Raw genomic sequence first — 25,314 nt, 5'->3', positions numbered from 1 at the left:
TTGTATTACGAATCTTGAAATATTTCACTACTTACGCACTTAATTTTTTCCATTAAATTTTTTTATGGCTGCTTTCTTAAAGTTTTGTTGCTATAAGGGAGCACCCTGAGTATATACCGCCTTAAGTGGACTAAGCTTAATCCCCTTGACATTTCACACTTGTTAAATTGAGATAATGTCTCTTTATTCCAATGCATCTCCGCTTATTCTTGTTTCTATTAAAAGAACACCCACAATTTCCAAATAACAACAATTGTGAGTGTTCAACCTTTCCTCTCATTGACTTGCAAAAAATAAAGTTCAACTAACCCATCAGTGGGGGGTTCCTTCCTCCCCCTCTGATGGCTAGTTGAACCAATCGGACAGTTGATCTCCCACCTACCTTCCTCTAATTCACCTAAGTAAGAGGTGAGAGTCTTACTATCCGTTAAGAGTGGGATGAAAGTGATTTATCTATTCCTATAGCTGACCTGTCTTAGCCAGCATTTCATGAAATAGCGCTTGAGCATCTTCCGGTTTCATTGTACTTAGCAACGGATCCTGTACAAAGGCCTGGAATGCTAAATTCTTATCCTTTTGGAGGGCTGCTTGCAGAACGATTTCTTGGTTCGACACATGGCGGATTACCATGTTTTGTACAGGCTTTGGTAGTTTTCCTGCAAGTACTGGCCGCACACTATCAAAGCTAATCACAGCATTCGTTTCTACTACCACATCATTCGGAATTCCACCTATTTGGACTTGGTTCGGAACATTCACATTCGTCATAAATTCTCCTAGACCTAGGAGGGCTTTCATAATATCAATTCCTTCTTCCCCAGTCATCTTTTGTTCAAACGGCTCGGTACCATCTGCTAACCGGTCACTTTTTTCCACTAGCGCTTGTTTATTTTGCTTTCGCCAAGCAACTGGTGTTAAACCAAACTTCCACTCTCTTACCGTTTCTGGGCTTTTTAAGTACCATGTATTGGGCATAAATTCAGCCAAATGGCGATCTCCTGCTGCTGCAATTACCCCAAATCGATTAAATAAATCAAATTTCACTCTCTCCGCAGATACAAAATGATTATTCATCCAATGACCTCTTTCAGACCCTTCAAACCCATTTCCAGCATATTTATCTACAAACTTTTCATACAATGGCATTAGATCTAATCCCTTGTAGGAAGCTTGATTAATCCATATAAAGTGATTAATTCCTAGTACGTTAACTTTTATCTCTTGACGCTTTACTCCCTCTATTCCCAATAACTCTTGAACCATGGAAGCAAGTAATTTCTGTGTTCCAAACACTTCATGACAACAGCCAATCGCTTTAATCTCCGGAAATGTCGCATACAGAGCTCTCGTACATAGACTCATTGGATTCGTATAATTAATCACCCAAGCATTAGGCGCAAACTCACGAATCTGATTCGCAATATCCACGAACATTGGTACGGATCGTAATGCTCTAACCAATCCTCCTGGTCCAACTGTATCCCCAACCGACTGATATACCCCGTACTTCTCTGGTAAATGGACATCCGACTCCATGTCATCAAACGATCCAGGAAGAATCGAGATAATAACAAAGTCAGCACCAGTTAAGGATTCGTCGATCGTTTTTACCGCTTCATACTCCCATTTTCCAGCTACATCTGAGCGTTCCAGTAAGCGATTCCCAATTAATTCATTTTGATAGGCAGCCTGATAGTTAAGGTCATACAATTTCACCTTACCCGAAATTGCTTCCTCATTCGCAAGATCACTCATCAATCCCCACGCCCATCCTTGTGAGCCTCCACCAATATAAGCTATTTGGATATCTTTTGTTTTTATCGTATTCATATTTTTACGCTCTCCCTTTTATATAATTTTTTGATTAGCCCTTTAACCCACTTGTGCTAATACCTGAAACAAAATACTTTTGACAGATAAAGAAAACAAGCACACAAGGGAAAATAGTTACTACTGACATCGCCATAATTTCATTCCAAGTAACAGCTCCCTCTGCATCTAAAAACATACGCAATCCAAGAGAAACAGGATATTTTTCCACACTGTTGATATAAATAAGAGAATTAAAGAAATCATTCCATGTCCACATGAATTGGAAAATTCCCACTGAGATTAAAGCTGGTTTTAATAACGGCAAATGGATCTTCGTTAAAATCATAAAGGAATTACAGCCATCTAAAATAGCTGATTCATCTAGTTCCTTTGGCAAGCCGCGTATAAACTGAATGAGCATAAACGTAAAGAACGGAAATGTAGCTAATAATGCAGGGACATAAAATGGAAGGTATGTATCCAACCAACCCAACTTATGAAATAATAAATATCTCGGTACAATGACAACTGCTTGTGGAAGCATAAGTGTTGCTACCATAATCCCAAACAGTATTTTTTTAAAAGGAAATTCAAATCTGGCAAATCCGTAAGCCACAATGACGCTCGACACAATGGTAAATAGAACGGTAGGAACAACTAGTTTAATAGAATTCATTAAGAACATTCCGTAAGTAGTATCCCCAATTCCTTTCCAACCGTTCCGAAAAGCCTCAAAGGAAAAATGATCAGGTATCAGCCCAATTCCTGTAAATATTTCCTCATTCGTTTTAAATGTTGCGGAGATCATAAATAAAAAAGGATAAATCAGCACTAGGCCGAAAATAATTAAAAATACGTATAAAAGGATGTTATTTCTTTTCGTCACGTTTAATCACCTCTCATCTTGATAAAACACCCATTGTTTGGACGTTTTGAATAGTATTAATGTGAAAATTAGAATTATGATAAACAGAATCCAAGAAAGAGCAGATGCATAGCCCATTTTCAAATAAGTGAATGCGTTTTCATAAAGCATTACACCATATAAATACGTAGACTTTAATGGCCCTCCATTCGTAATGACAAAGGCAGCAGTAAACTCTTGGAACGCATTAATTGTCTGCATAATAATATTGAATAATAGAATAGGTGTAAGCATCGGTAACGTAACAGAATAAAACGTCCGGATTTTTGAAGCACCATCGACCTTTGCAGCTTCGTATAATTCAGCTGGAACCTGCTTCAATCCAGCCAAGAATAATACCATTGAGGATCCGAACTGCCAAACCGTTAACAAGCTAATCGTCAATAAGGATGTTTCAGGATTACCCAACCAGTTTTCCGTTGGTAAATGGAAGAATGCCAGCACATCATTAATTAACCCGTCCTCTGAGAACATAAACCGCCATAAAATCGCTACTGCAATTCCTCCACCTAAAATCGAAGGCAAATAATACGCCGTCCGAAAGATGCCCATTCCTTTGATATTAAAATTAAGGAGAACTGCTACTAACAGGGCAAAGGCGATTTTTAACGGCACAGCAATCAAGACATAATAGAAAGTTACTTTTAGAGAGGTATAAAAATCTGGATCATCGGTAAACATTTTGACATAGTTTGATAGTCCAATAAATTTCGGTGCGCTAATAATATTGAAATCTGTAAAGGATAGATAAAAAGAATAGAGTAATGGAAAAAGCTCAAATACACTAATACCAATTAACCAAGGTAAAATATACACAAGACCAATATATTGGTATTTCTTTTTCTTCTTGGTCTTTACGTTTAATTGAATTTCATTTTGGGGTAAACTAATTTCTTTTTCCGAATACATAACCATCTCTCCCTTCCATTCCACTGTTAACGATTGTCATTTCCAGCCTCCTCATGTAATATATTCATAGTAGTTACTTTATTAATTATCATTTTATAGAAGGAATGCCAGAATAAAAAGGTATCCCAATTTTTATAATCCACCAAAAGTTAAGCGTTTTCATAAAAAAGTATCATTTTTTCTCTTATATGTATCTTTTCTTCAGAGCTTAGTACCCTTTGGCCAAAATGATCAATTCATAGGAGGAGGTCTATATGTATAAAGTTTTACTGGTCGATGATGAACCTGAGATTCGCTATGGTCTAATCCATTACTTTCCTTGGAATGAAATTGGATTTGAAGTTGTATCAGAATGCCATAATGGAAAAAAGGCCCTAGAATATATCACAAATAATGAAATTGATGTATTATTCAGTGATATTCAAATGCCAGTTATGAATGGATTAGAGCTGGCCGAAGAAGTGGTAAAGCGAGAATTACCGATCAAAATCATTTTATTAAGCGGCTATCGAGACTTTGAGTATGCAAGAAAAGCCATCAAATACGGTGTTTATGATTATATCATCAAACCCAGTAAATTCGATGAATTATATAGCGTTCTTTCGAATTTAAAAAAAGAATTAGATCCCGAACGAACAAGACCTACAGAAAACCCACCTGAACAAATGACCTATAGTGATAACATTATTGAAACAATAAAAAATTATGTAAACGAACATTATAGCAGTGCAACCCTTGAAGATGCAGCCACACTTGTCCATATGAGCGCAAATTATGTTAGTACCTATTTTAAAAACAAAACCGGCGAAAATTTTTCGACCTATGTACATACTGTCCGAATGAAAAAGGCAGCAGCATTTATCTTAGACAGTCAATACAAAATCTATGATGTTAGTACAATGGTTGGGTATAGCAATCCGAAAAATTTCACAAGGATGTTTATTAAATTTTTCGGAAAAAGTCCGAGAGAGTATCGAAAAGAGCCTAACCGGGACGGATTATGAGTCAGAAATATTTCATTAAAAATATTATCTTTTTCTTATGCCCTATGTTAATTCCGTTGACACTGCTTGGGGCGCTAGCCTATACCATTGTCGAGCATCAATTTAAACAATCTATCACGATGAATAATAACAATCTATTAAACCAAATGGAGCAGCATATCGACTTAATCTTTAATGAGCTGAATTCGTTATACTTGGATAATAGCGCAAATTCCGAAAACATTATGAACTTCAAAGACTTCCTACGGGCAGAAACACTAAATTATGAGCAAACGAGTGCACTAAATTTTAGCTTAAGTACCCTGACAACACAGGCCATTGCTCGCCCCTATATTTATTCCATTTATGTCTACTATGATAACCAGTATAAACGAGTCCTAACTTCAAGCGATGGATTAGTAACCTTAGAACAATTTTATGATCAAGAATGGTTTAGCCAGTTTAGTAAAAAAAATTCGAACAGTACTATTTGGGTCCAAAATCGAACGATCAAAAACTATAACTTTCATACTCCACATGATGTTGTTACCCTTTATCGGAATATCTATTGGTCTAATTCAACAAAGACCCAAGGAATCATTGTCTTAAATATGAAAAAGAATTATTTCAAAACGATTTTAAATAACTTAAAAACCTATCAAAACCAAACCATTTTTGTCCTTGATGAAAAAAATCAGTTTCTCTTTGTCAACAAAAATAGCCCTTCCATTAAAAATATTGACCTTAACCAGATTGGAAATAAAAAACAAGATTCCTTTCCACTCCAAGTAAATGGGGAATCGTATTTAGTCACGAAACACCATTCTAGTACAAGCGGCTGGAAATATGTCTCGATTGTTCAAACGAATATTCTATATAAAGTCCCAATTATGTTAAAGCGCATAACCATTTCATTAAGTATTATTTCTTTCATTCTAGGTATCTTAATCGTCATTTATTTTTCTCATAAAAATATCAGTCATCTTCGCAATGTCATTTCGATTATTCAATCTGCCAAAAATGGCCAACACCTTTTGTCTAAAACTAAGCAATTTAAAGACGTGGAATATCAATATATAGTGGAGAATATAATCAAATCCTATGTGGAACAAAATCAGCTAAAAATGGAACTGGCGGAAAAGAAATATCAATTACAATCAGCAGAAATACTAGCTTTGCAAAGTCAAATGAATCCACATTTTTTAACAAATACACTAACGACAATTTATTGGAAAATACTCGCTTTAACCGGAAAGCCAAATGAGGCAATTCGAATGCTCGAATATTTATCCGATTTATTAAACTTCTCGTTAAGAATTGGTGGGAGAACTGTCTCCATAGAAGAAGAAATTCGTAATACGGAAAATTATATTAAAATTCTTCAAATCAGGTTCAAGGATCAATTATCGGTTCAATGGGACCATGATGATACGATTTTACATGTAAGTATTTTGAAACTCCTTTTCCAGCCTTTTATTGAAAACAGCATTTCACATGGATTAAATAAAGAGGAAGAGTCAGACTCTATTAAAATAAAGATTAAAATTAGACAAAAGCATGATGGGATTGAAGTCTCTATTATGGATAATGGAAAAGGAATAACAAAAGAAAGATTAACAGAACTATATGAGAGCTTTTCAAGTGATGATTTTTCCACCGAACATATTGGATTGAGCAATACGGTTAAACGACTAAAGCTAACCTATAATTATAAGAGCACCTTTCGCCTATTAAGCAAGCCAGACTGGGGAACCGCTGTCATCATTTATTATCCCTTTGAATAAAATCAGGTCATAGAAAACGAGAAGCAGACAAATCGTTTGCTTCCCGTTTTCCTTTCTTCCTATTATTCTGGTTTCACATCTTCTATTATCTTATTAATCTGAGCCATTAAATGATCCGCTGCTTTATCGGCTGATAATTTCCCATAACCTAGTTGTTCAATGGTATCTATAAATTCATTATCAATCTCTGTATTAATGGAAATGGAATTTACAGGTTTCCCACTATTCTCTAAGCCTAAATCTACACTTTCTGCAATTAAAGGATCCAACTGCTCACTTTCAGCCAAAAGGTTTCTTCCTTTTTCTGTCGGCTGGGCACCACGCACAGATCCAAGAATCTCAATGGCTTCCTCATCTGTTAAAAACCAATTCATAAATTTCACTGCTTCCTCTGGATTTTTTGATTTCTTGCTGACAGAAAAAACTTGAGAAGGCTGTGTGCGAATCGCAGTTTCTACTGCATCCTCGCTAATTGGCAATAATAATGGTGTTAAATCATTTTTACTCGTCTTAAATGTTTCAATGGCAGATGCACTCATCATAACTGCTGCAAGATTGCCATTAATCCATTTTGGCGCCTCTTGAATTTTGTGAACAATCGTTGAGTAATCGCTAATTTTTGGTGCTACTTTTTTGTCCCATAGTTCTTCCGCATAGTTAAATCCCTCTACTAAATCTGCTTTCTCAAATCCTAAGGTATAGTCATCATTAATTAAATTATTTCCTGTTTTTTGCTTCATATAAGTAGATACCAGATCTGCCATCTCACCTGGACCCATATTAAAGAAATATTGATCGGGATTATTCCTATTTACCTTTTCTCCCTCTTCAATCAGCTTCTCCCAATCATACTTCCCAGTTAAATCAATATTACTTTGAGTAAGCAGATTTTTATCGGCAAATAGCATAACGGCGTTAACACCAGTTGGAAGACCAGTTAGCTTCCCATCTACCACACTAAAATCTTGGAGAAAATCCTCACTAAATTCAGATAAGGATATAAGATCTTGATAGTCATCTAAATTGACAAAGGCATCACCTTTACTTGCGTACTCTTCCATATAATAGTAATCCATTTGCATGATGTCAGGAGCCGTTCCTCCAGCTATTTGCGTGCTAAGCTTTTGATTGTAACCATCAAATCCACCATATTCCCCTTTGATTTCTACATTTGGATTCAATTCCATATATCTTTTTATAGCCTTTAATGTTGCATCATGCCGGTCCTCTCCACCCCACCACGCAAACCGCAGCTGGACTTTATCAGAATCACTCTTATCAGCTGCATTACTCCCACATCCAGAAACCGCTAACAAAACCATCATCAACGTTAAAAAGCCTGCAAAAAACTTCCTCTTTGAGCCCTTCATATTGCATCCTCCCCCTATTCTGTTCGTGTACCTGTATTTTAAATCAAAAGGTCGCCAACATGAAAGGTATCTCGTTTGATAATTTGTATCTAAAAATAAAGCGTTTTCATAAAAAGGTATCCTTTTTTCTTTTTTTCTCTCTTTGGTTAATTTTGTTTTGGATGTAAAAACAGTAATAGCTTGATTTACTTTGTAATTGTTTTTTAGTACATTTCATAAACAAAAAAAGACTGCATGCTCAGTATAAAATGAACTTGCAATCTCCTTAACAAACTAGTAATTCAAAATTATTAAAGCAAAAAATTGTCAGAGTATAATCGACATGCCAAAAGTAGCTTATCAACTATAATACATCGTCATTTACCCCTACTAAATAAACACCCATATTTACTATATAAACCTAAAATACTAAATATAGGTATCGCAACAACACAAATTTTATCCTAATTTACGTAGCGACATATTATTTATTTTTTTGTTCTTATAGCTCATTTTTAAAGAGAATGGTATGAGCAGTAATATTATTATACTCATAATTAAAAAGGATTGTTGTATTGATAATATACCAGCATCTTGCTTTGACATATGCTCCATATATATGATACGTCTAGTTTCAAAAAACATGGAAAACAGCACAATTGTTATCGCTCCAATAAGTTGTCTTATTACATTATTCATTGACATTGCCCGTGATACTTGAAATTCAGGTAATGCATTTAACCCTGCTGTAGTAGCTGGTGTATTTATAAATCCTATACCAAATCCCCTAATTATTAATAACGTAATTAATAACAACTCACTAATATCACCAGCAGTTAGACCTAAAATGAAGGTTACACTTGATAACAGTAATATACCTAGTGGCAATATAAATTTCACACCACTTCGATCTAATATTTTCCCACCTATCGTCATTGCAATCCCCATAACAATTCCTTGTGGAAATAATATAATACCTGTTGCGAGTGCGCTAAAATGGAGAACTTCTTGTAAAAGCAAGGGTAATAATAATACACCACTGAAAAGACTTGCCGTACAAACTGCTACAATGATGGTACTATTAGTAAAAATGGAATTTCTAAATATTCTCAAGTCGATTAAGGGAAACTTTGTATGTAATTCAGTATAGATAAATAATACAAACCCAATACATCCTGCTAAAATTAGACATATAGTTAGCCAATTATTTTCTGTAAAGCCATAAGGAATTCTATTAACCCCTAACGTTAAACATACAATACCTAAAGTAATACATAAAAAACCTATCATATCAAACTTAAGCTTCTTTTTCTGCCATTTTTCTTTAATAAAGTAACTAGTTACAAAGATGCAAATAATGCTAGTAGGAATATTCATTGCAAATAGCATTTCCCAAGAGCCATACTCTAAAATTAATCCCCCGATTGTTGGTCCTATAGCAGGTGCCATCATCGCTGCAACACCCCATATTCCTGTAGCAAATCCTCTTTCCTCTTTCGGAAAACAACTAAATAATATGGAAATGCTCAAGGGCATTACAAGACCCCCACCAATTCCCTGAACCACTCGAAACATAACTAATGATGGAAAGTCCCAAGCGATAGTCCCTAATAAGGATCCACATAAAAACAATAGCATACCAAGTATATATACTAGCTTTCGAGTAAATAAATCAGCAATATACCCGGATAATGTCATTGTTACCATCATGGGTATCATAAAACCAACAATTACATTTTGCGCCTCCGTTGCATTAATATCAAACATATGCATAAAAGACGGAATAGAAATATTTAATATACTGTTATTTAATATTACACTGAATGAACCTAATAGCATGGCAATCAAAACGCCATGCTTAGTCTTTCTAGTTTCTACATTCGTTTCCTCATCCAAACTGCTCTTCCTTTCATTTGCTTGCTAGAATCACCCTTCCCAAAGTACTTCATTAGGCAGGACTTTATAATATTCTTCTTGTTGCTCATATACTGAACCTATTGATAAAACTTCACCTTCAGAATAAGGAGAACCTATAATTTGAAGGCCTATTGGCAGATTTTCTTTTGAAAAACCACATGGCAATGACAAAGCAGGTAAACCTAAAATATTCGCAATAAAAGTAAATTTCCCACGCCAGAATGAAACCTCTTTTTTATATAATGCTATTTCAGGAGCTACATCAGGAAACGTTGGTGTCAAAATAACATCTACTTTATTAAATATCTCCTTAAATTCTTGCGATATCTTTTTTCTATACCTTTGTGCTTGAATATACGATTCAGCTGTATAGAATTGCCCTATTTCAAAAGCTGGTCTTAAATTAGGACCATAACCATCTGCTTTTCCCTCAAGATTATGCATATGAAAGGAGTACGCTTCAGAGGTTAAAATTGTACTATGTGCCTCTCTTAATCTATTCAAGCTAGGTATTTCTAAAGGTATAATTTCAGCACCATAATATTCAAAAGTTTTTAAAGCCTTTTTAAAAAAAGTTGCTGTATCCTCATGGAGAGAATCAAAGATATACGAAACTGGAACTCCTAGCTTTTTCCCCTTTAAGCTTTCATTTTTATTAAATCCATTGATATTCCATTTTGAATGTTTATAGGATGATTCATCTTTTACATCATATCCTGAAATAGCTTCTAGTAGAATTGCGGCATCTTCACATGTTCTAGTTAAGGGACCAATATGATCTAATGTCCAAGATAGGGGAGTTACACCATGTCTGCTAACTCTACCATAAGTTGGTTTTAGACCAACAACACCACATAAACTGGCAGGCATGCGAATAGACCCACCTGTATCTGTCCCTATAGAGGCAAGCCCGAATCCAGCTTGAACCCCTGATCCAGAGCCAGAACTTGATCCGCCAGGTACTCTATTCAAATCCCAAGGGTTTTTCGTCCATCCATAGTGCGGATGTGGGCCCTTATAGGCAAATTCATGTAAATGAGCTTTCCCTATGATAACAGCACCTGATTCTAGTAATTTTTCTGTTACTGTTGCATGATTAGCTGGAATATATTCAGGATTAACTCTTGAGCCATTTGTCATTGGTATATTTGCATAAGCAATGATATCTTTTAGGGAAATAGGAATTCCATGTAATGGACCTTTGTAGTCACCATTAATAATATCTTTTTCCGCATTTTCTGCTTGTTTCTCTGCAATGTCTGTCATTAAGGTAATAAAAGTATTTAGTTTACTTTCATATTTATTAATTTTTTTAAGCATATTTTTTAATAATTCTACAGGTGATAATTCTTTACTTCTTAACTGCTCACCAATACTTGCAATAGTCATTAATTGAACGGTTTCCATTTTCTAATTCCCTCTTTCTAAATGGATTCTATTAAAAAACTATGCTTTCCATTACATACTAATGGAAAGCATTTTCTTCTTACTCTGGAGAATACACAGGTGCTGGCTCTAAGGCTAATGGAAATTCTTTTGAAACTTCTCTAAGACCATCAAGTACAGGTTGTAATCCCATTGCGTAAACTTCTAATTGTTTTTCTAAGTCTGGATCAAACTTTCTACCATTTATTTCAACACTGATATTCTTTAATAATTCTAGATTCATTTATAACACGCTCCCTATTTTGAATAGACTATTAAACCATTGATTTTAACTTAGACCAGTAATTAATTATTTCAGTAGTCTCCAATGCCATTCCAAAATTATTTTGAATATTAGCAAATGTAGCTTCATGTAATGCCGGAATATACCCAGCACTCGCATCCTTAACTACTGTTACATGGTAATCGAGCATAAATCCGTCTCTTGCTGTTGATTCCACACAAACATTAGTAGCAACCCCTGTTAAGATAATAGATTTGCAATTTAAATTTCGTAAAATCATATCTAAATCTGTCCCTATGAATCCACTATACCGATGTTTTTCTACAATGATATCCTCTTCTCTTGGAGACACTTTATAAAATTCTGTTCCCCAGGATCCCTTTTTGCAAATATCTAATGGGTCCGTATATCCTGCTGGTCTTGGTCGATTAGTCCATGCATCTGATATCGTATGTTCATCTTGTGTCATTTGAATAAAAACAATGGGAATATTTATTTCTCTTGCATTCTCCATTAATAATTCTACCTGTGGAATAATTTCTTGAGCTCCCGTTACATCACGCCCCATTTTAGAACAGGCACCTTCTTCATGACAAAAATCATTTTGAATATCTACTAAAATTAGCACAGTTTCATTTGGATTTAGATATTGATTCATAATTAATCCTCCTTATTATCTTTATTTCTACTTAAAGTAGTACTTTTTCTCTCGAGCTGCTTTCATATAAAATACATGATACTTTTTGTCCTGTTCTTATTTCTATTTCTGGTGGGTACATGTTTGCACATTGTTCAATCGCATGAGGACATCTTGTTCTAAATCTGCAACCCGATGGTGGATTCATCGGACTTGGTAACTCTCCTGTAATAGGTGAATTATTTAATGTAGATACTCCTACTTCCATAGATGGAACAGAATTTAATAATGCTCTTGTATAGGGATGATTTGGTGTTTCATATATTTGATTAGCAATACCTTTTTCTACTACTTTCCCTAAATACATGACCATTACTTCATCACTTATATATTCCACTACATTTAAATCATGTGAAATAAACACTAAAGATAAAGAAAATTCAGTCTTTAATTCTTGCAACAAATTCAGTACTTGTGCTTGTACAGACTTATCTAAAGCCGACACCGCCTCATCTGCAATAATAATCTCTGGCTCTAAAACCAGAGCTCTTGCAATAGCTACACGTTGCCTTTGCCCACCACTTAAACTACTCGGATATCGCGTTGCGTATGATCTCGGTAATCCAACTGCCTCTAGATAATAATTTGCTTTTTTTCTCGCTTCCTGCTTAGAGACTCCATTTTCCCATAAACTAAATGCAACATTATCTATTATTGTTAACTTCGGATTTATGGAGGAATAAGGATTTTGAAACACCATTTGTATTTTTTTTCGAACACTTTGTAACTCCGATCCAGATAAAGTCAGGATATCTTTTCCTCTAAAAAGGACTTTGCCTTGATCTGGTTCTATAAGCCGCATTATTAATCTAGCCAATGTTGATTTTCCACAACCCGATTCTCCTACTATTCCAATTGTAGATTGTTCTTTTAAGGAAAACGATACATCATGTACTGCTGATACAGCTCCCTTAGTCTTACCTAACCACCCCTTTATTGGAAATGTTTTCTTAAGTTCCACTGCTTCAAGTATTACTCCCAATATTCTCACCTCTATTATTCTTTGATTTCTAATGCATCCCTCAATCCATCTGACACTAAATTAATTGCTAAGGCAGTAATAAAAATAAATAACCCTGGGATGATAGTTAGTAAGGGATTTATAAATATTTGTTGTTTCAAATTATTTAACATAATTCCCCATTCAGGATTTGGTGGAGATACACCCAAACCTAAGAAACTTAGACCAGAGGCAAGAACAAGACTTATACTAATCTGTGTTGTACAATACACAAATAATCTACTGAATACATTCATAATGATGTGGTAACGGATTATGGAGAAATTCCTTGCTCCACTTGATTTTGCTGCTTCTATAAATTCTTCTTCCCTCACCCCCTTTACTGCTGATTCTGCTATTCTAGCTACTGGCGGAATAAAAACGATAGAAATAGCAATAATTATATTATTTATTCCTTGACCTAGTGCAGCAGAAATACCAATTGCTAGCAATATAGCTGGAAAAGCATAAAATATATCGAGTGTTCGCATAATGATGGTATTTAAAACGCCCCCAAAGTATCCTGCTACAATACCGAGAAAACTACCAATAAAACCAGCAATTAGTACAGGAACAATTCCAGCTAGCAAACTTAGCCTTCCTCCATATAGGATTCTCGTTAACATATCTCTTCCTTGTTCATCCGTTCCTAAAATATGACCTTCTGAACCTATCACTAGCAATCTATCCGTAATCTCTCCTTCAAGAGGATCATATTGTGCTATTAATGGAGCTAAAAGGCAGGAAAAAATTATAATCAGTAAAACTATAAATGAAACAAAAGCAATACGATTCTTACAAAAAACCCTTATTACTTTTTTTGTTGTAGAATCTTCTTTTTCTTTTCTCGTTAAAATTGTTGTAGCAGTATTAATACGTTCAGTATTTTCTGTTATCATTTTTCTCCCTCCTTATGCTTGGCGTATTCTTGGATCAACAACAGCATGTAAAATATCAACGATAAGATTGATTAATACAAATAAAATACTTATTACTAGTACTCCTGCCTGAATAATAGGAAAATCTCTTTGAGTTATCCCTTGATAGATTAACTGTCCTACTCCTGGCCATGAAAATACTGTTTCAACCAATACAGATCCACCTATCAAATACCCTACTTGTAATCCTGCTACAGTTAAAATCGTCGGCGTACAATTTTTCAATACATGCATTAAGATAATAAAAGAACCTGCTCCTTTTGCTTGTAAAGTAATGATAAAATCCTTTTGCAAGAGATCTACTACTGAACTTCTAATCATTCTTGTCATTACTCCTAAAGTAGTCATTCCTACTGCTATGGCAGGTAGTATTAAATGGGTGATTGTATCACTTATACCTCCCCCTCCAATACCTTTCATTCCTGCTGAAGGGAGCCAGCCCAAAATAACAGAAAATATTCCTATTAAAATAAGTGCTGCCCAAAAGTTTGGAATACTTACACCTGTCAGACCAATAATATTACCGAGAGAAGCAATCCATGATTTAGGATGATAAGCACTATAAACTCCAATTATCAAACTCAAACTGAAAGCAAAAACTGCTGCTCCAAAGGCTAATATAAAGGTATTCCCCAATGCATCAAATAATAAATCATTAACCGCTAACTGTTTAATAATAGACCTCCCGAAATCTCCTTGTAGGGTATTACCTATCCAACTAAAATACTGACCAACCAAAGACTTATCTAACCCTAGTTCTTGTTCAATTCTCTGACGGTCCTCTTCAGTTGCATCAGGTGAAAGTAACGAGTTTACAGGATCTCCTGGAACTATTTGTAGCATTACAAATACAATAACAGTAACACCTAATAAAGTAGGAATCATTAGCAAGCATCTTTTCAGAATAAAACCAGCCATCTATTCACCTTCTTTTTATTATCTTTATAAATACATCTTCAGTTATTCAATCGAAATAGTTTTTAAATCTGCAAACCATGATTGTGGTTGCACAAATCCTTTTACATTTTCTGATAACACTCTTAAATTTAGATCATGTACAACAAATATCCAAGGTGCATCATCAGCGACTATCTTTCCAGCTTCTTTTAAGTATTGATCCCTTTCAACTGTATCAAAGGTTTCACGAGCTTTCTGAATAATTTCATCTAATTCTTCATTTGAATATTCCATAATATTTGTTCCATTTGGTATAAATGAACTTGTTGCAAAATAGCGGTCAAATACCCAAGGAGCAACTGGTGCTAAGGAAATATTATAAGCCCCTACTTCTCTATCATCTGGGAATCCAGCACGATACTCTGTAATTAATGTCTGCCACTCAATCGCTTCAATTTCCACATTAATTCCTACTTCTTTAAGATTTTTTTGAACAAATTCATTCATTTCTAATGGCCACATATTACCAGAACCACTAGTTGGTACAACAAAAGTAGTATCAAAACCATTAGGATAGCCTGCTTCTTTTAACAGTTCTTTTGCTTTTTCTGGATCATAAGTATATGGTGTAGCTTCTTCGTTATACCAAGGATGACCCTCGTATAAAACTTGGGTAGCAGGTTTAGCAACACCATTTAATAAAGAGTTCGCTAAAGCATCGCGGTCAATAGCATAATTTGCTGCTTGTCTCACCCTTACATCATTCCATGGTTCTTCTTTCAGATTTAACAAATATGGCCAAATGTGTGGATAGTCATTTAATAATACTTGCAATCCCGATGACTTTAATTGCTCTATAGATTCTGTTGGAGGTATTTCTGCCCAGTTTACTTGGCCTGATTGTAATCCTGCTAATCTAGAAGAAGCATCTGGCATCGGCTTTAAGATAACTTGATCTACTTTCGGTATCTCCCCCCAATAGGATTCATTTTTTTCCATCACCAACTCTTCCCCTTGACTCATGCTTACGAATTTAAATGGACCAGTCCCAGATGGGTGACTTACATAATCTTCCCCATATTCTTTTACTGCTTCCGTGCTAGGAATTAAAATAAACGTTAAATCATAGGGTAAAAAACTGTAGGGTTCCGTTGTTTTAATTTGAAAAGTATAATCATCAATTTTTTCGTAACTTTCTACATACTTTAAATAAGATAAAACTCCACCAGCAACACTTGCATTATAAAACTCTGAATCTGGATTACTTATTCTATCAAAGGCAAACACAACAGAATCAGCATTAAACGGGCTTCCATCATGGAATGTTATATTCTCACGTAGATGAAAAGTCCAAATAGTAGGATCCTCTTCAGATGTTTCCCATGACTCTGCCAATCCTGCAGTTATGTCTGCTGGTTGTTCACCTTGTGTTAAATCCCATCCTACTAAACCATCATATAGTTGATGACCAACAAAACGATAACCTTCATACCCTTCCGTAGGAGTAGTATCAGGGCTTGGTATATTAGAAGCAGACATTGCAATTACTAAGCTTTGAGTTTCATTAGAACTTGTTGATTTATTCCCATTACATGCTGTTAAAATTACTACTGCAATCATTAACAGTAAGATACATCTAAAATATGATTTAGTATTATTAGGCCTCATATGATTTCCCCTTTATCGTTTGAATCAGTTAAACATGTACCATTTCTTTCGGTGACCCAGTATTTTCATATAATAAACAAGCCACTTCACTATCATTCGGCAATTTTTTCAAGTTTGGATTTAATGTTCTACAGGAATCCATTACATTAGGGCATCTATCAGCAAAAGCACATCCCTTAGGCATATTAGTTATTAATGGTGGCTTTCCATGAATAGCTGTTAGTGTACCTTTCTGACCTTGCCTAGGAGTTGCTGCAATTAATCCTTTCGTGTACGGATGGTTGGGGCTAGAAATCACTTGTTTCGCTTTTCCATACTCTACGATTTTGCCTGCATACATAACTGCTATATCATCAGCCATCTCTGCAGCTACACCGATATCATGCGTTACTAATACAATTGACATCCCATATTCAGCTTGTATTTGTTTAAAAAGGTTAAGGATTTGTGCTTGAATCGTTACATCCAAAGCAGTAGTTGGCTCATCTGCTAGTAATATTTCTGGCTGACAAGATAGAGCCATCGAAATAACAGCACGTTGTCTCATACCTCCACTCATTTCATGTGGATATGCTTTTACTCGTTGTTCTGGAGAAGGAATTCCTACTTTTCGGAAAAGCTCTATAACTTGTGCTTTCGCTTCACTTCGCTTTATTTTTTGGTGAGATAGAATAGTTTCTTCTATTTGTTTTCCTACTTTGTAAAGTGGATCAAATGCTGACAGAGAATCTTGAAAGATCATTGCTATTCTATTTCCTCTTATAGATTGAATGTCTTTTCTAGTCTTTTTTAACAAATCTTCCCCCTGATATTTAATGGAACCTTCTATAACTGCTCCAGGAGGAGTTAAGCGTAAGATGGAACGCAATGTTACACTTTTACCGGAACCAGATTCACCAAGTATTACCAGAGTCTTCCCTCTCTCAACAGAGAGGTTGACTCCTCTCACGGCAGGTACTAGACCTTTCTTGGTAGCAAAATTAGTAACTAACTGCTCCATTTCTAACACCTTTTCCATTTTAAAATCTCTCCTTCCAATTTTTAAACGACTACTCCTCTATCAGATTTAGCAACTTCATATGCTTTCTCAAATGAATTAGCTGCTCTGAACACCAATAACTCTTCAAATGGACGACCTTGTAATTGTAATCCGATTGGTAATCCTGATTCTGTAAAACCACACGGAACAGAGATTGATGGGAAACCATTAAAGTTACTTGGAGAAGTCCTAGCAAGTACTCCTAAATCTCTTGGATTTATTTCTTTGTTTCCAAAAGTAATCGTTTCACAATTAATTGGAAATGCTGGAATAGCAGTAGTTGGTGCGAGAAGTAAATCAATAGTTTTATATACTTCATTCCAATTCTCTTTCGTTTTTTGTCTTAATCTTTGTGCCTGTATGTAAGCCCACGCTGGAGTGTATTGTCCCATTTCTAACCGAGTACGTATATTTGTACCATATTCTTCATATCGTTCCTTTAAGAAACTAGAATGATAACTATATGCTTCAGCTGTAGTAAGGATACTTTGAAGTTGAACTGACTCAGATAAAAACGGAAGTTCTACTTCTACAATGGTTGCCCCCATTTTTTTAAATAATGCTATGGATTCACGAACACTCTTATCTACTTCTGGATCTAAATTTTCAAAATAATATTCTTCGCAAATTCCTATTGTTACACCTTCTAAGGAAAGGTTATCTTCTGTAAATGCTTCGAAGTAATTTGGAACTTCTTTTTTTGATGAACTAGCATCCTTTGAATCATAACCAGCCATTACAGAAAGAACAGCAGCAGTATCCCATGTTGTTTTTGCTAAAGGACCTGCATGATCGAGAGACGAACTTAACGGTAATACTCCATTCCTACTTACTCTCCCATAAGTTGCTTTCATTCCAACTACTCCGCATAACGCTGCTGGTATCCTAATGGAACCACCTGTATCTGTACCTAATGAGAAAATAGAACTTGATGCTGCTACAGTTGCTCCTGACCCACCACTAGATCCACCAGGAATCATGGCCGGATTCCACGGGTTACCAGTTGGCCCAAAATGTTCATTTTCATTCGTTCCTCCGTAAGCAAATTCATGTAAATTATTTTTACCTACCAAGATAGCTCCTGCGTTATTCAATTTTGATACAGAGGTCGCATCAAAATCTGCTACATAATTAGAAAGGATTTTAGAACCAGCTGTTGTTTTAACTCCTTTGGTTGTATACAAATCTTTGGCTGAATATGGTATACCATGCAGTACTCCTTTATAATTTCCTTTTAATATTTCCTTTTCTGCAATTTTGGCTTTTTCTTTTGCACTATCCTCTAAAACGGTAATAAAAGCATTAATATTAGGTTCTGTTATCTCAATTCTCTTGATGCATTGATTGACTAACTCAACTGGCGATACCTCCTTATTCCTAATTAAAGGGGCTAACTCTTTAATTGTTTTTTTCATAAGATTCTCTTTCATTACATTCCCTCCGTTTTTAGAATATTCTGTTTCTTGTAATTACTATAATAAATTTTATGGTAATAGTGGTAATAGAAAAAAACTATGGATAACAATATTGAAAAATACTAAATTTTCTGATAAGTTATATGATAAGTATGCATAAATATACAAAAATACAATTTAATATTAATGAGAGGTGAAATGGATTGGATTTAAATTCGCTAGATTCTTTTATAACTATTGTTAGAGAAAAAAGCATTACAAAAGCATCTCATATGCTTCATATCACCCAGCCTGCTTTAACTTCAAAATTAAAAAAATTAGAAACTGAGGTAGGGGTCCAACTAGTTGAGAGAAGTAAAAAAGGAGTGGAGCTTACCATACCTGGAACCTCCTTTTTAGTGAAAGCTCTCAAGATGGTTCGGGAGTTTGATTCAGGAAATATACTCGATCAAGACGGTGATTTTTTTCATTCTACGAATTTAAATAATAATCTAAAAATAGGTATAACGAGACCACTTGCTACTTCCCTTTTGCCTGATATATTATCTAGTATTAATGAATTTGACCCAAACCTAAAATGCAATATCACTTCAGAATTAACAGATTTAGTATTGGATCTAGTCTTATTTGGCGAATTACATTTTGGAATTGTTTGTTATTGTAAGCCACAAGAAGAGCTTGAATTTATTCCTATTTATAAGGATGATATTGTCTTAATTGGTCCCAAAAGTGATTCAAATCCATTAGATAAAAAAAAATTAGTAAATAAACCTTTTATTCTTTTTAATAAATCTTTACCACTCAGACACGATGCAAATGAAATCCTACTAAATATGTTAGGTGAAATTCCTGAAAATATTCAAGAAGTAAATGATACCTATGCACTTATCAGCATGATTTCAAGTGGTCTAGGTTATAGTTTTCTCCCTTTATCCTTCATCTTAGATTTTGTTCAATTAAGAAATTTCAACAAAACAGAGTCTTATGACATGCTTCCTTTCAAAATTACCAATCTAGGAAAATATTCACCACCAAGATATATACATATTGTTTATGCTAAAAATAGAAGTACTAATTTACCAATAGAAAGATTAGCCGAATTTATCAAATCCTCTAGGGATAGACAGAAGAATATGTATATATCATAATAGTTATTGCTTTGTTCTCTAACAAACATTAGAGAAAGATTTGCAGCTACCACAAACATAATTGCATTACGTCTTTGCTTATAAAACTCTTTAAAAAAATGTCAAATAGCCCTCCGTCTTAAGATGGAGGGGCTGATTAAAATCATATAAAAGAAAGTTACGTTTTTTGCTTCGGAACCACAACAAATTCAAGCTCTTCCTTAAGAACAAATTTCTTTATATTCGAAATAGATAAGTCACCTACTCTTTTTATAGATTCAAAGGTTGCTCCTCCAATATGCGGGGTCGCAACAATCTCCTTTCTTCCCGGTAAATCATTAATAGGTGGCTCTACTTCAAATACATCTAATGCTGCACCTTTAATTTTTTTCTCCTCTAATGCTTTGACTAAATCTATTTCGTTCACTAATAGACCACGAGATATATTGATGATGTAAGCAGTTGCTTTCATTAAGCTTAATGTTTCACTATTAATCAAATGCCTATTTTTATCGTTCAAAGAAGTGGCAATAATAATATAGTCAGCCGTTTTAAACAGTTCTTCCTTATCTACAAAAGTAATATTTAATGTATCAGAAACCGTTTGATCTGGATAGTTAGTGAATACCATTGTTTCCATATCAAATCCTGTTGCACGTTTTGCGATTGCCTTAGCGATGGATCCGAATCCTATGATTCCAAGCTTCTTCTGGTAAATTTCATTTCCCATCGATAATTCCCAGTATCCTGATTTTATTTCTTGATCTTTTTTAGGAATATTTCTTGCTGCTGATAACATCAAACCGAACGCAAGATCAGCTGCTGATTGGGCATTTACACCAGGAGCATTTGTTACTAGAATTCCTTTTTCATAGGCATAATCGACATCAATATTGTCATAGCCTGCTCCATATTTAATAATGTATTTTAAATTAGGTGCAGCTTCTATTACTTCGCTATCAATTTTCACTACTGCAACAATAATAATATCTACATCTTTAACTTCTTTTTTCAATTCCTCTTTCCCAATTCCATTATCGGTATATAATATTTTCACTTCACCTAGTTGCTTTGCATCTTCTATAAACTTTGGATTTGCTTCATAGAAAGCATCTCTTAACATGATTAAAAGCTTCAAGTTTTTGACCTCCAAACAAACATATAGTATCTCGTAGTAGTTGTTATTATTATATTAGATTGGGAATTCCCTTTTCCAAATCTAATTCCCTCTGAAACTAGCCTTTTACTTTTACCTGTTTCAAGGCCTCGGCTAATCGATCCATTGCCTCGTCGATTTGCTTATACTCCGTTGAATAGGCCATGCGGAGATATCCCTCTCCATAGTTTCCAAATGCTGATCCAGGAACACAAGCAATCTGTGCTTCTCTTAATAGAAATGTTGCCAATTCCTTTGACGTCATTCCAATTCCCTTGAAAGAAGGGAAAACGTAAAAGGCACCTTGAGGAACAACACAACTAACATGCTCTATTTCCTTTAATCTTTTAACTAATAATTGACGTCGTTTATCAAACTCTTGAACCATTTCATAAACAGGCTCCTGTGTCCCCATATACGCAGCAACCGCACCATATTGTGCAAAGGAAGTAGCGCTAGAAGTATTATATTGATGCACTTTCATAATAGGTTTCATTAGCTTTTCAGGACCAGCTGCATAGCCTAACCTCCAGCCGTCCATCGCATACGCCTTTGAAAAACCGTTTATCGTAATTGTCCGTTCAAACATACCTGGCAATGTAGCAATGCTTATATGTTCCGCATCTTCATAAATTAATTTTTCATAGATTTCATCAGATAGTACTAATAGATTATGATTAATCGCAATGTCAGCCAATTCTTTTAAATAAGCCTCAGGCAATACTGCTCCTGTTGGGTTATGAGGAGAATTTAAAAGAAGCATTTTCGTTTTACTTGTTATCCTACCTCTTACATCATCTGGATTAAGAATAAAGTCCTCCTCTTCCCGTAAAGGAATCGACACGACTACCCCTCCAGCAAGCTCGACGATATATTGATATTCAAGCCAAGCAGGATCAGGAATCAACACTTCATCACCAGGATTAATAAATGCAAAAATCATGCTGACGATGGCTTCTTTACAACCAACTGAAACAACTACTTCTTTATTAGGATCGACATGAATCTTATTTTCCCTTTTTAGCTTGACTGCAATTGCTTCCCTTAATTCTTGAATACCGTTATTTGCTGTATAATGAACAAATCCCTCTTGCAATGCTGTATTTGCTGCTTCTTTAATATGTATAGGCGTATCAAAATCAGGTCTTCCTATTTCCATATGTGTAATGTTTATCCCACTTTTTTGCATCGCATTTGCTTCATCAAAAATTTCCCTAATACTAGAAAAAGGAATATTGGTTAAACGGTTCGAAATTTCTATTGACAATATAAGCTCCTCCAAACATTTTATGATTTTTACTTTCAAGCAAAAATTTATGAAAAAGACCATTAAATAATGGGTAATCTGTGGGGATAGATAACTAAAGGAAATACACTAGCAATGGAGGAAAAGGATACATAGCAAATGATTTGTCTGTAAAAAACTCTTCAATTTTGATTGTTTCAGGATCCGTTTTATGCTAATTTAAAGAGATTTATTTTTATAACTGCCACTTAGAGGCTGGGACATAAGTATTTCAGTCAGCTATAAACACGAACATTTATACGAATAAACGTTCGTTTTTTTTAGTTTTTAAAAAGAAGGTTTCAATAAAGTCTGTTGTTATTATCCGCAGCCTGAATAATTAATGTTTTTATATTAAAAATTTTTTAGAAAACAATCTTTGGAACGAATTGGTTTTATACTTGACTATATTTAAAATCACAAATAATTAGTATGAAAAAATAGCCTTTATTTAAAAGCTAAATTAGAGATTGTTCGTCTTTACAGATTGGCTATTTAGTTTTGTCCCAGCCTGATTTTCTTTTATATGGGCTATATTATACTACTATTTATTTTTTGTAAATGGGAATTTTATTAATTTTCTAAAAATTTTAACTAGTAATCAATGAAATGTTTTTTAAATATTTTACACCCTGCATCATCATACAAAGAGGCTGGGACATAAGTATTCCAGCCATAAATAAACCCGAACAAACATACGATACTTTCATATTATTGTTCGGGTTTATATTGGTTTATAAAAGGCTGTTTCCGTAAAGATGGTGTTATTATCCGCAGCCTGAATACACTTCGCTTTCCATGGGGCGAGCGCCAAGCCTCCTCGTCGCTAGCTCCTGCGGGGTCTCGGACTTTCTCGCAGCTCCCATAGGAGTCTACGTGTATTCAGGCTGCTCCGTCTTTCCTATTAATTAATTTTTTCTATTTCCATAATAGTTATAGAAAAACAATCTTAAAAAACGAATTAGTTTTTACATTGACTATATTTAAAATCATAAATAACTAGCATGAAAAAGTAGCCTTTATTTAAGAGGTAAATTAGAGATTGCTCGTCTTTACAGATTGGCTATTTAGTTTTGTCCCAGCCTCTCTATGCAAGCTATTTTCAGTGTGAATTTATTTTACTTCTTCTTTCTAAAAGCTCTTTTTCTACTTGAGGATAGATTTTATCTAATTTATAGAATAATAGTAAGATGGATTGTAAAACATAGGTTGCAAGTGGCAAGTAAAGAAAAAGAGCATTAATACCGAATAGCGCTTCATCTGGCTGCACTGCTACTCCACCAATATATCCCGTCCATCCTAATACCCATCCTACTAAAGCTGCTCCGAGTCCAACTCCTATTTTCTGCCCCATACTGCCGGCGCTGTAGACCAAGCCCTCATTTCTAATCCCCGTTTTATATTCCCCATATTCGATCGTGTCAGGTAAAAACGCCCATAAAGCTCCTGTAAACGGTGATTTTCCTAATCCTCTTATGATTTGCCCAATTATTACGAAATAGATATTGGTAATATCGATCATGATAATAAGTGTACCTATTATGGAAATAACCGAACCCGCTAATACGATATTTCTTTTTCCAAATCGCTTAAATAGTGCTGGCATAAAGAAGAATCCAATAATAACGGGAATGGTAATGGCCATTGTTAATATACCTGTTAATGTTTGATTATCAAGTAAATATTGAGCGTAATAAATGGTACTTCCTTGCCATAGGGCAGTTCCCATGCTGTATATGATAAAGAAACCAAATATCATCGCCCAATATTTATTTTGTAATAAAGCTTTTAAACTAACTTTTAATGGTATTTTTTCCTCTGTTTTTTCTTGTGTGATTTGTACCCTTTCTTTCGTTGCTTTAAAGGTAAATATAAACAAGAAAATAGCGATAATTCCATACACAATATAGGTCATAATCCATCCCGTTTGTGTTCCACCAAAGAAATCGACCAATGGAAGCGTCAAACTACTAACAAGAATGACCCCTATTTGGGCAAGGAACATTCTAAAAATATTTAAGAGAGAACGCTGATGCTGATCTTGGGTTATCAATGAATTTAGTGTTCCATACGGAATAACTACTGCCGTAAAGGCTAATGTCAGTATGTTATACGTGATAAACGCATAAATAATTTTCCCTGTATCGCCAACATCTGGCACAGTAAATAACAAAACAGTCAAAGCAGCAAATGGTACACACATCCACAAAATCCATGGTCGCGCTTTACCATGCTTAGATTTCGTTCGGTCCACTATTACTCCCATTGCAACATCTGAAATCCCATCTAAAAAACGGGAAACAAGCATAATCGTACCGACAACTGCAGCAGAAATGCCCACTACATCTGTATAGAAAAACACAATAAACATTCCCATCGATGCCCAAACAAAGTTAATAGCTAAATCGCCAACTCCGAATCCCAGTCTCTCACCAAATCCTATTTTTTTGCCTATCGTTGTATTGATTGACTGTAAATTTTCTTTGGTATTGACCTCACTACCATTGTTCATACACTACCTCCCAAAAATATGTAGTAAATAAACTTTTATACAAAGACTTAAAAAGTCCATTTGTTTAAAAGGATTCTATATGAAACAAGTCATTTGATTTTTTCTTAAAAAGTTATGATGGTGGGCTTGTGATATGTACCAAATAAAAAATAGTTAGTAAGAGATACTTCATCTCAACTTATATCCTCTGTTGTAAGAAGGAAAAAATCAAATATATTTCCTAATGCTATAT

Annotated in this window: 20 protein-coding genes; 3 read left to right on the top strand and 17 right to left on the bottom strand. The window is 34.8% G+C overall.

Translation table 11 applies throughout. From position 1 onward, the window contains the following. Window positions 1-459: 459 nt before the first annotated feature. The 3 genes from AB3U99_RS05275 to AB3U99_RS05265 are packed head-to-tail and all read right to left on the bottom strand — an operon-like array spanning window position 460 to window position 3,646. Window positions 460-1,830 (bottom strand): alpha-glucosidase/alpha-galactosidase, encoded by a 1,371-nt coding sequence (locus AB3U99_RS05275; RefSeq protein ID WP_400246060.1) that lies wholly within the window; start codon window positions 1,828-1,830, stop codon window positions 460-462. A gap of 34 nt (window positions 1,831-1,864) precedes the next feature. Beyond that, window positions 1,865-2,698 (bottom strand): carbohydrate ABC transporter permease, encoded by an 834-nt coding sequence (locus tag AB3U99_RS05270; RefSeq protein WP_400246058.1) that lies wholly within the window; start codon window positions 2,696-2,698, stop codon window positions 1,865-1,867. A gap of 6 nt (window positions 2,699-2,704) precedes the next feature. Beyond that, on the bottom strand, window positions 2,705-3,646 hold the full coding sequence (locus tag AB3U99_RS05265) for a carbohydrate ABC transporter permease (RefSeq protein WP_400246056.1): 942 nt from the start codon (window positions 3,644-3,646) through the stop codon (window positions 2,705-2,707). A 254-nt stretch (window positions 3,647-3,900) separates the two neighbouring features. Between AB3U99_RS05265 and AB3U99_RS05260 the strand changes: the two genes are divergently transcribed. Then, window positions 3,901-4,650 (top strand): response regulator, encoded by a 750-nt coding sequence (locus AB3U99_RS05260; RefSeq protein WP_400246054.1) that lies wholly within the window; start codon window positions 3,901-3,903, stop codon window positions 4,648-4,650. Continuing rightward, window positions 4,647-6,413, top strand: a complete 1,767-nt coding sequence (locus AB3U99_RS05255) for a sensor histidine kinase (protein ID WP_400246052.1) — start codon at window positions 4,647-4,649, stop codon at window positions 6,411-6,413. Before AB3U99_RS05260 ends, AB3U99_RS05255 begins: the two co-directional genes overlap by 4 nt. 62 nt (window positions 6,414-6,475) lie before the next feature. Here the strand turns inward: AB3U99_RS05255 and AB3U99_RS05250 are convergent, their stop codons facing one another. The 11 genes from AB3U99_RS05250 to AB3U99_RS05200 form a co-directional block, all read right to left on the bottom strand. Next, a complete protein-coding gene (locus AB3U99_RS05250; RefSeq protein WP_400246050.1) occupies window positions 6,476-7,783 on the bottom strand; it encodes an extracellular solute-binding protein in 1,308 nt (435 codons plus the stop codon). A gap of 438 nt (window positions 7,784-8,221) precedes the next feature. Next, window positions 8,222-9,658, bottom strand: coding sequence for a DHA2 family efflux MFS transporter permease subunit (locus tag AB3U99_RS05245; protein WP_400246048.1), 1,437 nt, complete (start codon window positions 9,656-9,658; stop codon window positions 8,222-8,224). 30 nt (window positions 9,659-9,688) lie between these two features. Continuing rightward, window positions 9,689-11,086 (bottom strand): amidase, encoded by a 1,398-nt coding sequence (locus AB3U99_RS05240; RefSeq protein WP_400246046.1) that lies wholly within the window; start codon window positions 11,084-11,086, stop codon window positions 9,689-9,691. A gap of 79 nt (window positions 11,087-11,165) precedes the next feature. Further along, a complete protein-coding gene (locus tag AB3U99_RS05235) occupies window positions 11,166-11,348 on the bottom strand; it encodes a hypothetical protein (RefSeq protein ID WP_400246044.1) in 183 nt (60 codons plus the stop codon). Between the two features lie 31 nt (window positions 11,349-11,379). Further along, window positions 11,380-12,006, bottom strand: coding sequence for a cysteine hydrolase family protein (locus AB3U99_RS05230; RefSeq protein WP_400246042.1), 627 nt, complete (start codon window positions 12,004-12,006; stop codon window positions 11,380-11,382). Between the two features lie 31 nt (window positions 12,007-12,037). Next, a complete protein-coding gene (locus AB3U99_RS05225; RefSeq protein ID WP_400246040.1) occupies window positions 12,038-13,036 on the bottom strand; it encodes an ABC transporter ATP-binding protein in 999 nt (332 codons plus the stop codon). A 5-nt stretch (window positions 13,037-13,041) separates the two neighbouring features. After that, window positions 13,042-13,944 (bottom strand): ABC transporter permease, encoded by a 903-nt coding sequence (locus AB3U99_RS05220; protein WP_031537947.1) that lies wholly within the window; start codon window positions 13,942-13,944, stop codon window positions 13,042-13,044. A gap of 12 nt (window positions 13,945-13,956) precedes the next feature. Continuing rightward, entirely contained in the window at window positions 13,957-14,901 is a 945-nt protein-coding gene (locus AB3U99_RS05215) for an ABC transporter permease (protein ID WP_400246038.1), read from the bottom strand. Window positions 14,902-14,943: 42 nt separating this feature from the next. Further along, the gene (locus AB3U99_RS05210; RefSeq protein ID WP_400246036.1) at window positions 14,944-16,548 is read right to left on the bottom strand and encodes an ABC transporter substrate-binding protein; all 1,605 of its coding nucleotides are present in this window, start codon (window positions 16,546-16,548) and stop codon (window positions 14,944-14,946) included. 28 nt (window positions 16,549-16,576) lie between these two features. Further along, entirely contained in the window at window positions 16,577-17,566 is a 990-nt protein-coding gene (locus tag AB3U99_RS05205) for an ABC transporter ATP-binding protein (protein WP_400246034.1), read from the bottom strand. Window positions 17,567-17,589: 23 nt separating this feature from the next. After that, window positions 17,590-19,017 (bottom strand): amidase, encoded by a 1,428-nt coding sequence (locus AB3U99_RS05200; RefSeq protein WP_400246032.1) that lies wholly within the window; start codon window positions 19,015-19,017, stop codon window positions 17,590-17,592. A 188-nt stretch (window positions 19,018-19,205) separates the two neighbouring features. On the opposite strand from AB3U99_RS05200, the gene AB3U99_RS05195 reads away from it, so the two are divergent. Then, a complete protein-coding gene (locus AB3U99_RS05195; RefSeq protein ID WP_400246030.1) occupies window positions 19,206-20,150 on the top strand; it encodes a LysR family transcriptional regulator in 945 nt (314 codons plus the stop codon). Between the two features lie 157 nt (window positions 20,151-20,307). On the opposite strand, the gene AB3U99_RS05190 is transcribed toward AB3U99_RS05195, so the two are convergent. The 3 genes from AB3U99_RS05190 to AB3U99_RS05180 all read right to left on the bottom strand — a co-directional run bounded on the left by AB3U99_RS05190 (window position 20,308) and on the right by AB3U99_RS05180 (window position 25,082). Next, window positions 20,308-21,267, bottom strand: a complete 960-nt coding sequence (locus AB3U99_RS05190) for a phosphoglycerate dehydrogenase (RefSeq protein ID WP_400246028.1) — start codon at window positions 21,265-21,267, stop codon at window positions 20,308-20,310. Window positions 21,268-21,364: 97 nt separating this feature from the next. Next, window positions 21,365-22,552 (bottom strand): pyridoxal phosphate-dependent aminotransferase, encoded by a 1,188-nt coding sequence (locus tag AB3U99_RS05185; protein WP_400246026.1) that lies wholly within the window; start codon window positions 22,550-22,552, stop codon window positions 21,365-21,367. Window positions 22,553-23,672: 1,120 nt separating this feature from the next. After that, window positions 23,673-25,082, bottom strand: a complete 1,410-nt coding sequence (locus AB3U99_RS05180; protein ID WP_400246024.1) for an MFS transporter — start codon at window positions 25,080-25,082, stop codon at window positions 23,673-23,675. Between the last annotated feature and the right edge of the window lie 232 nt (window positions 25,083-25,314).

The sequence above is a fragment of the Niallia tiangongensis genome (assembly GCF_044704065.1).
Classification (GTDB): Bacteria; Bacillota; Bacilli; order Bacillales; family Cytobacillaceae; genus Niallia; species Niallia tiangongensis.
This window is presented reverse-complemented; position numbering and strand designations above follow the sequence as displayed.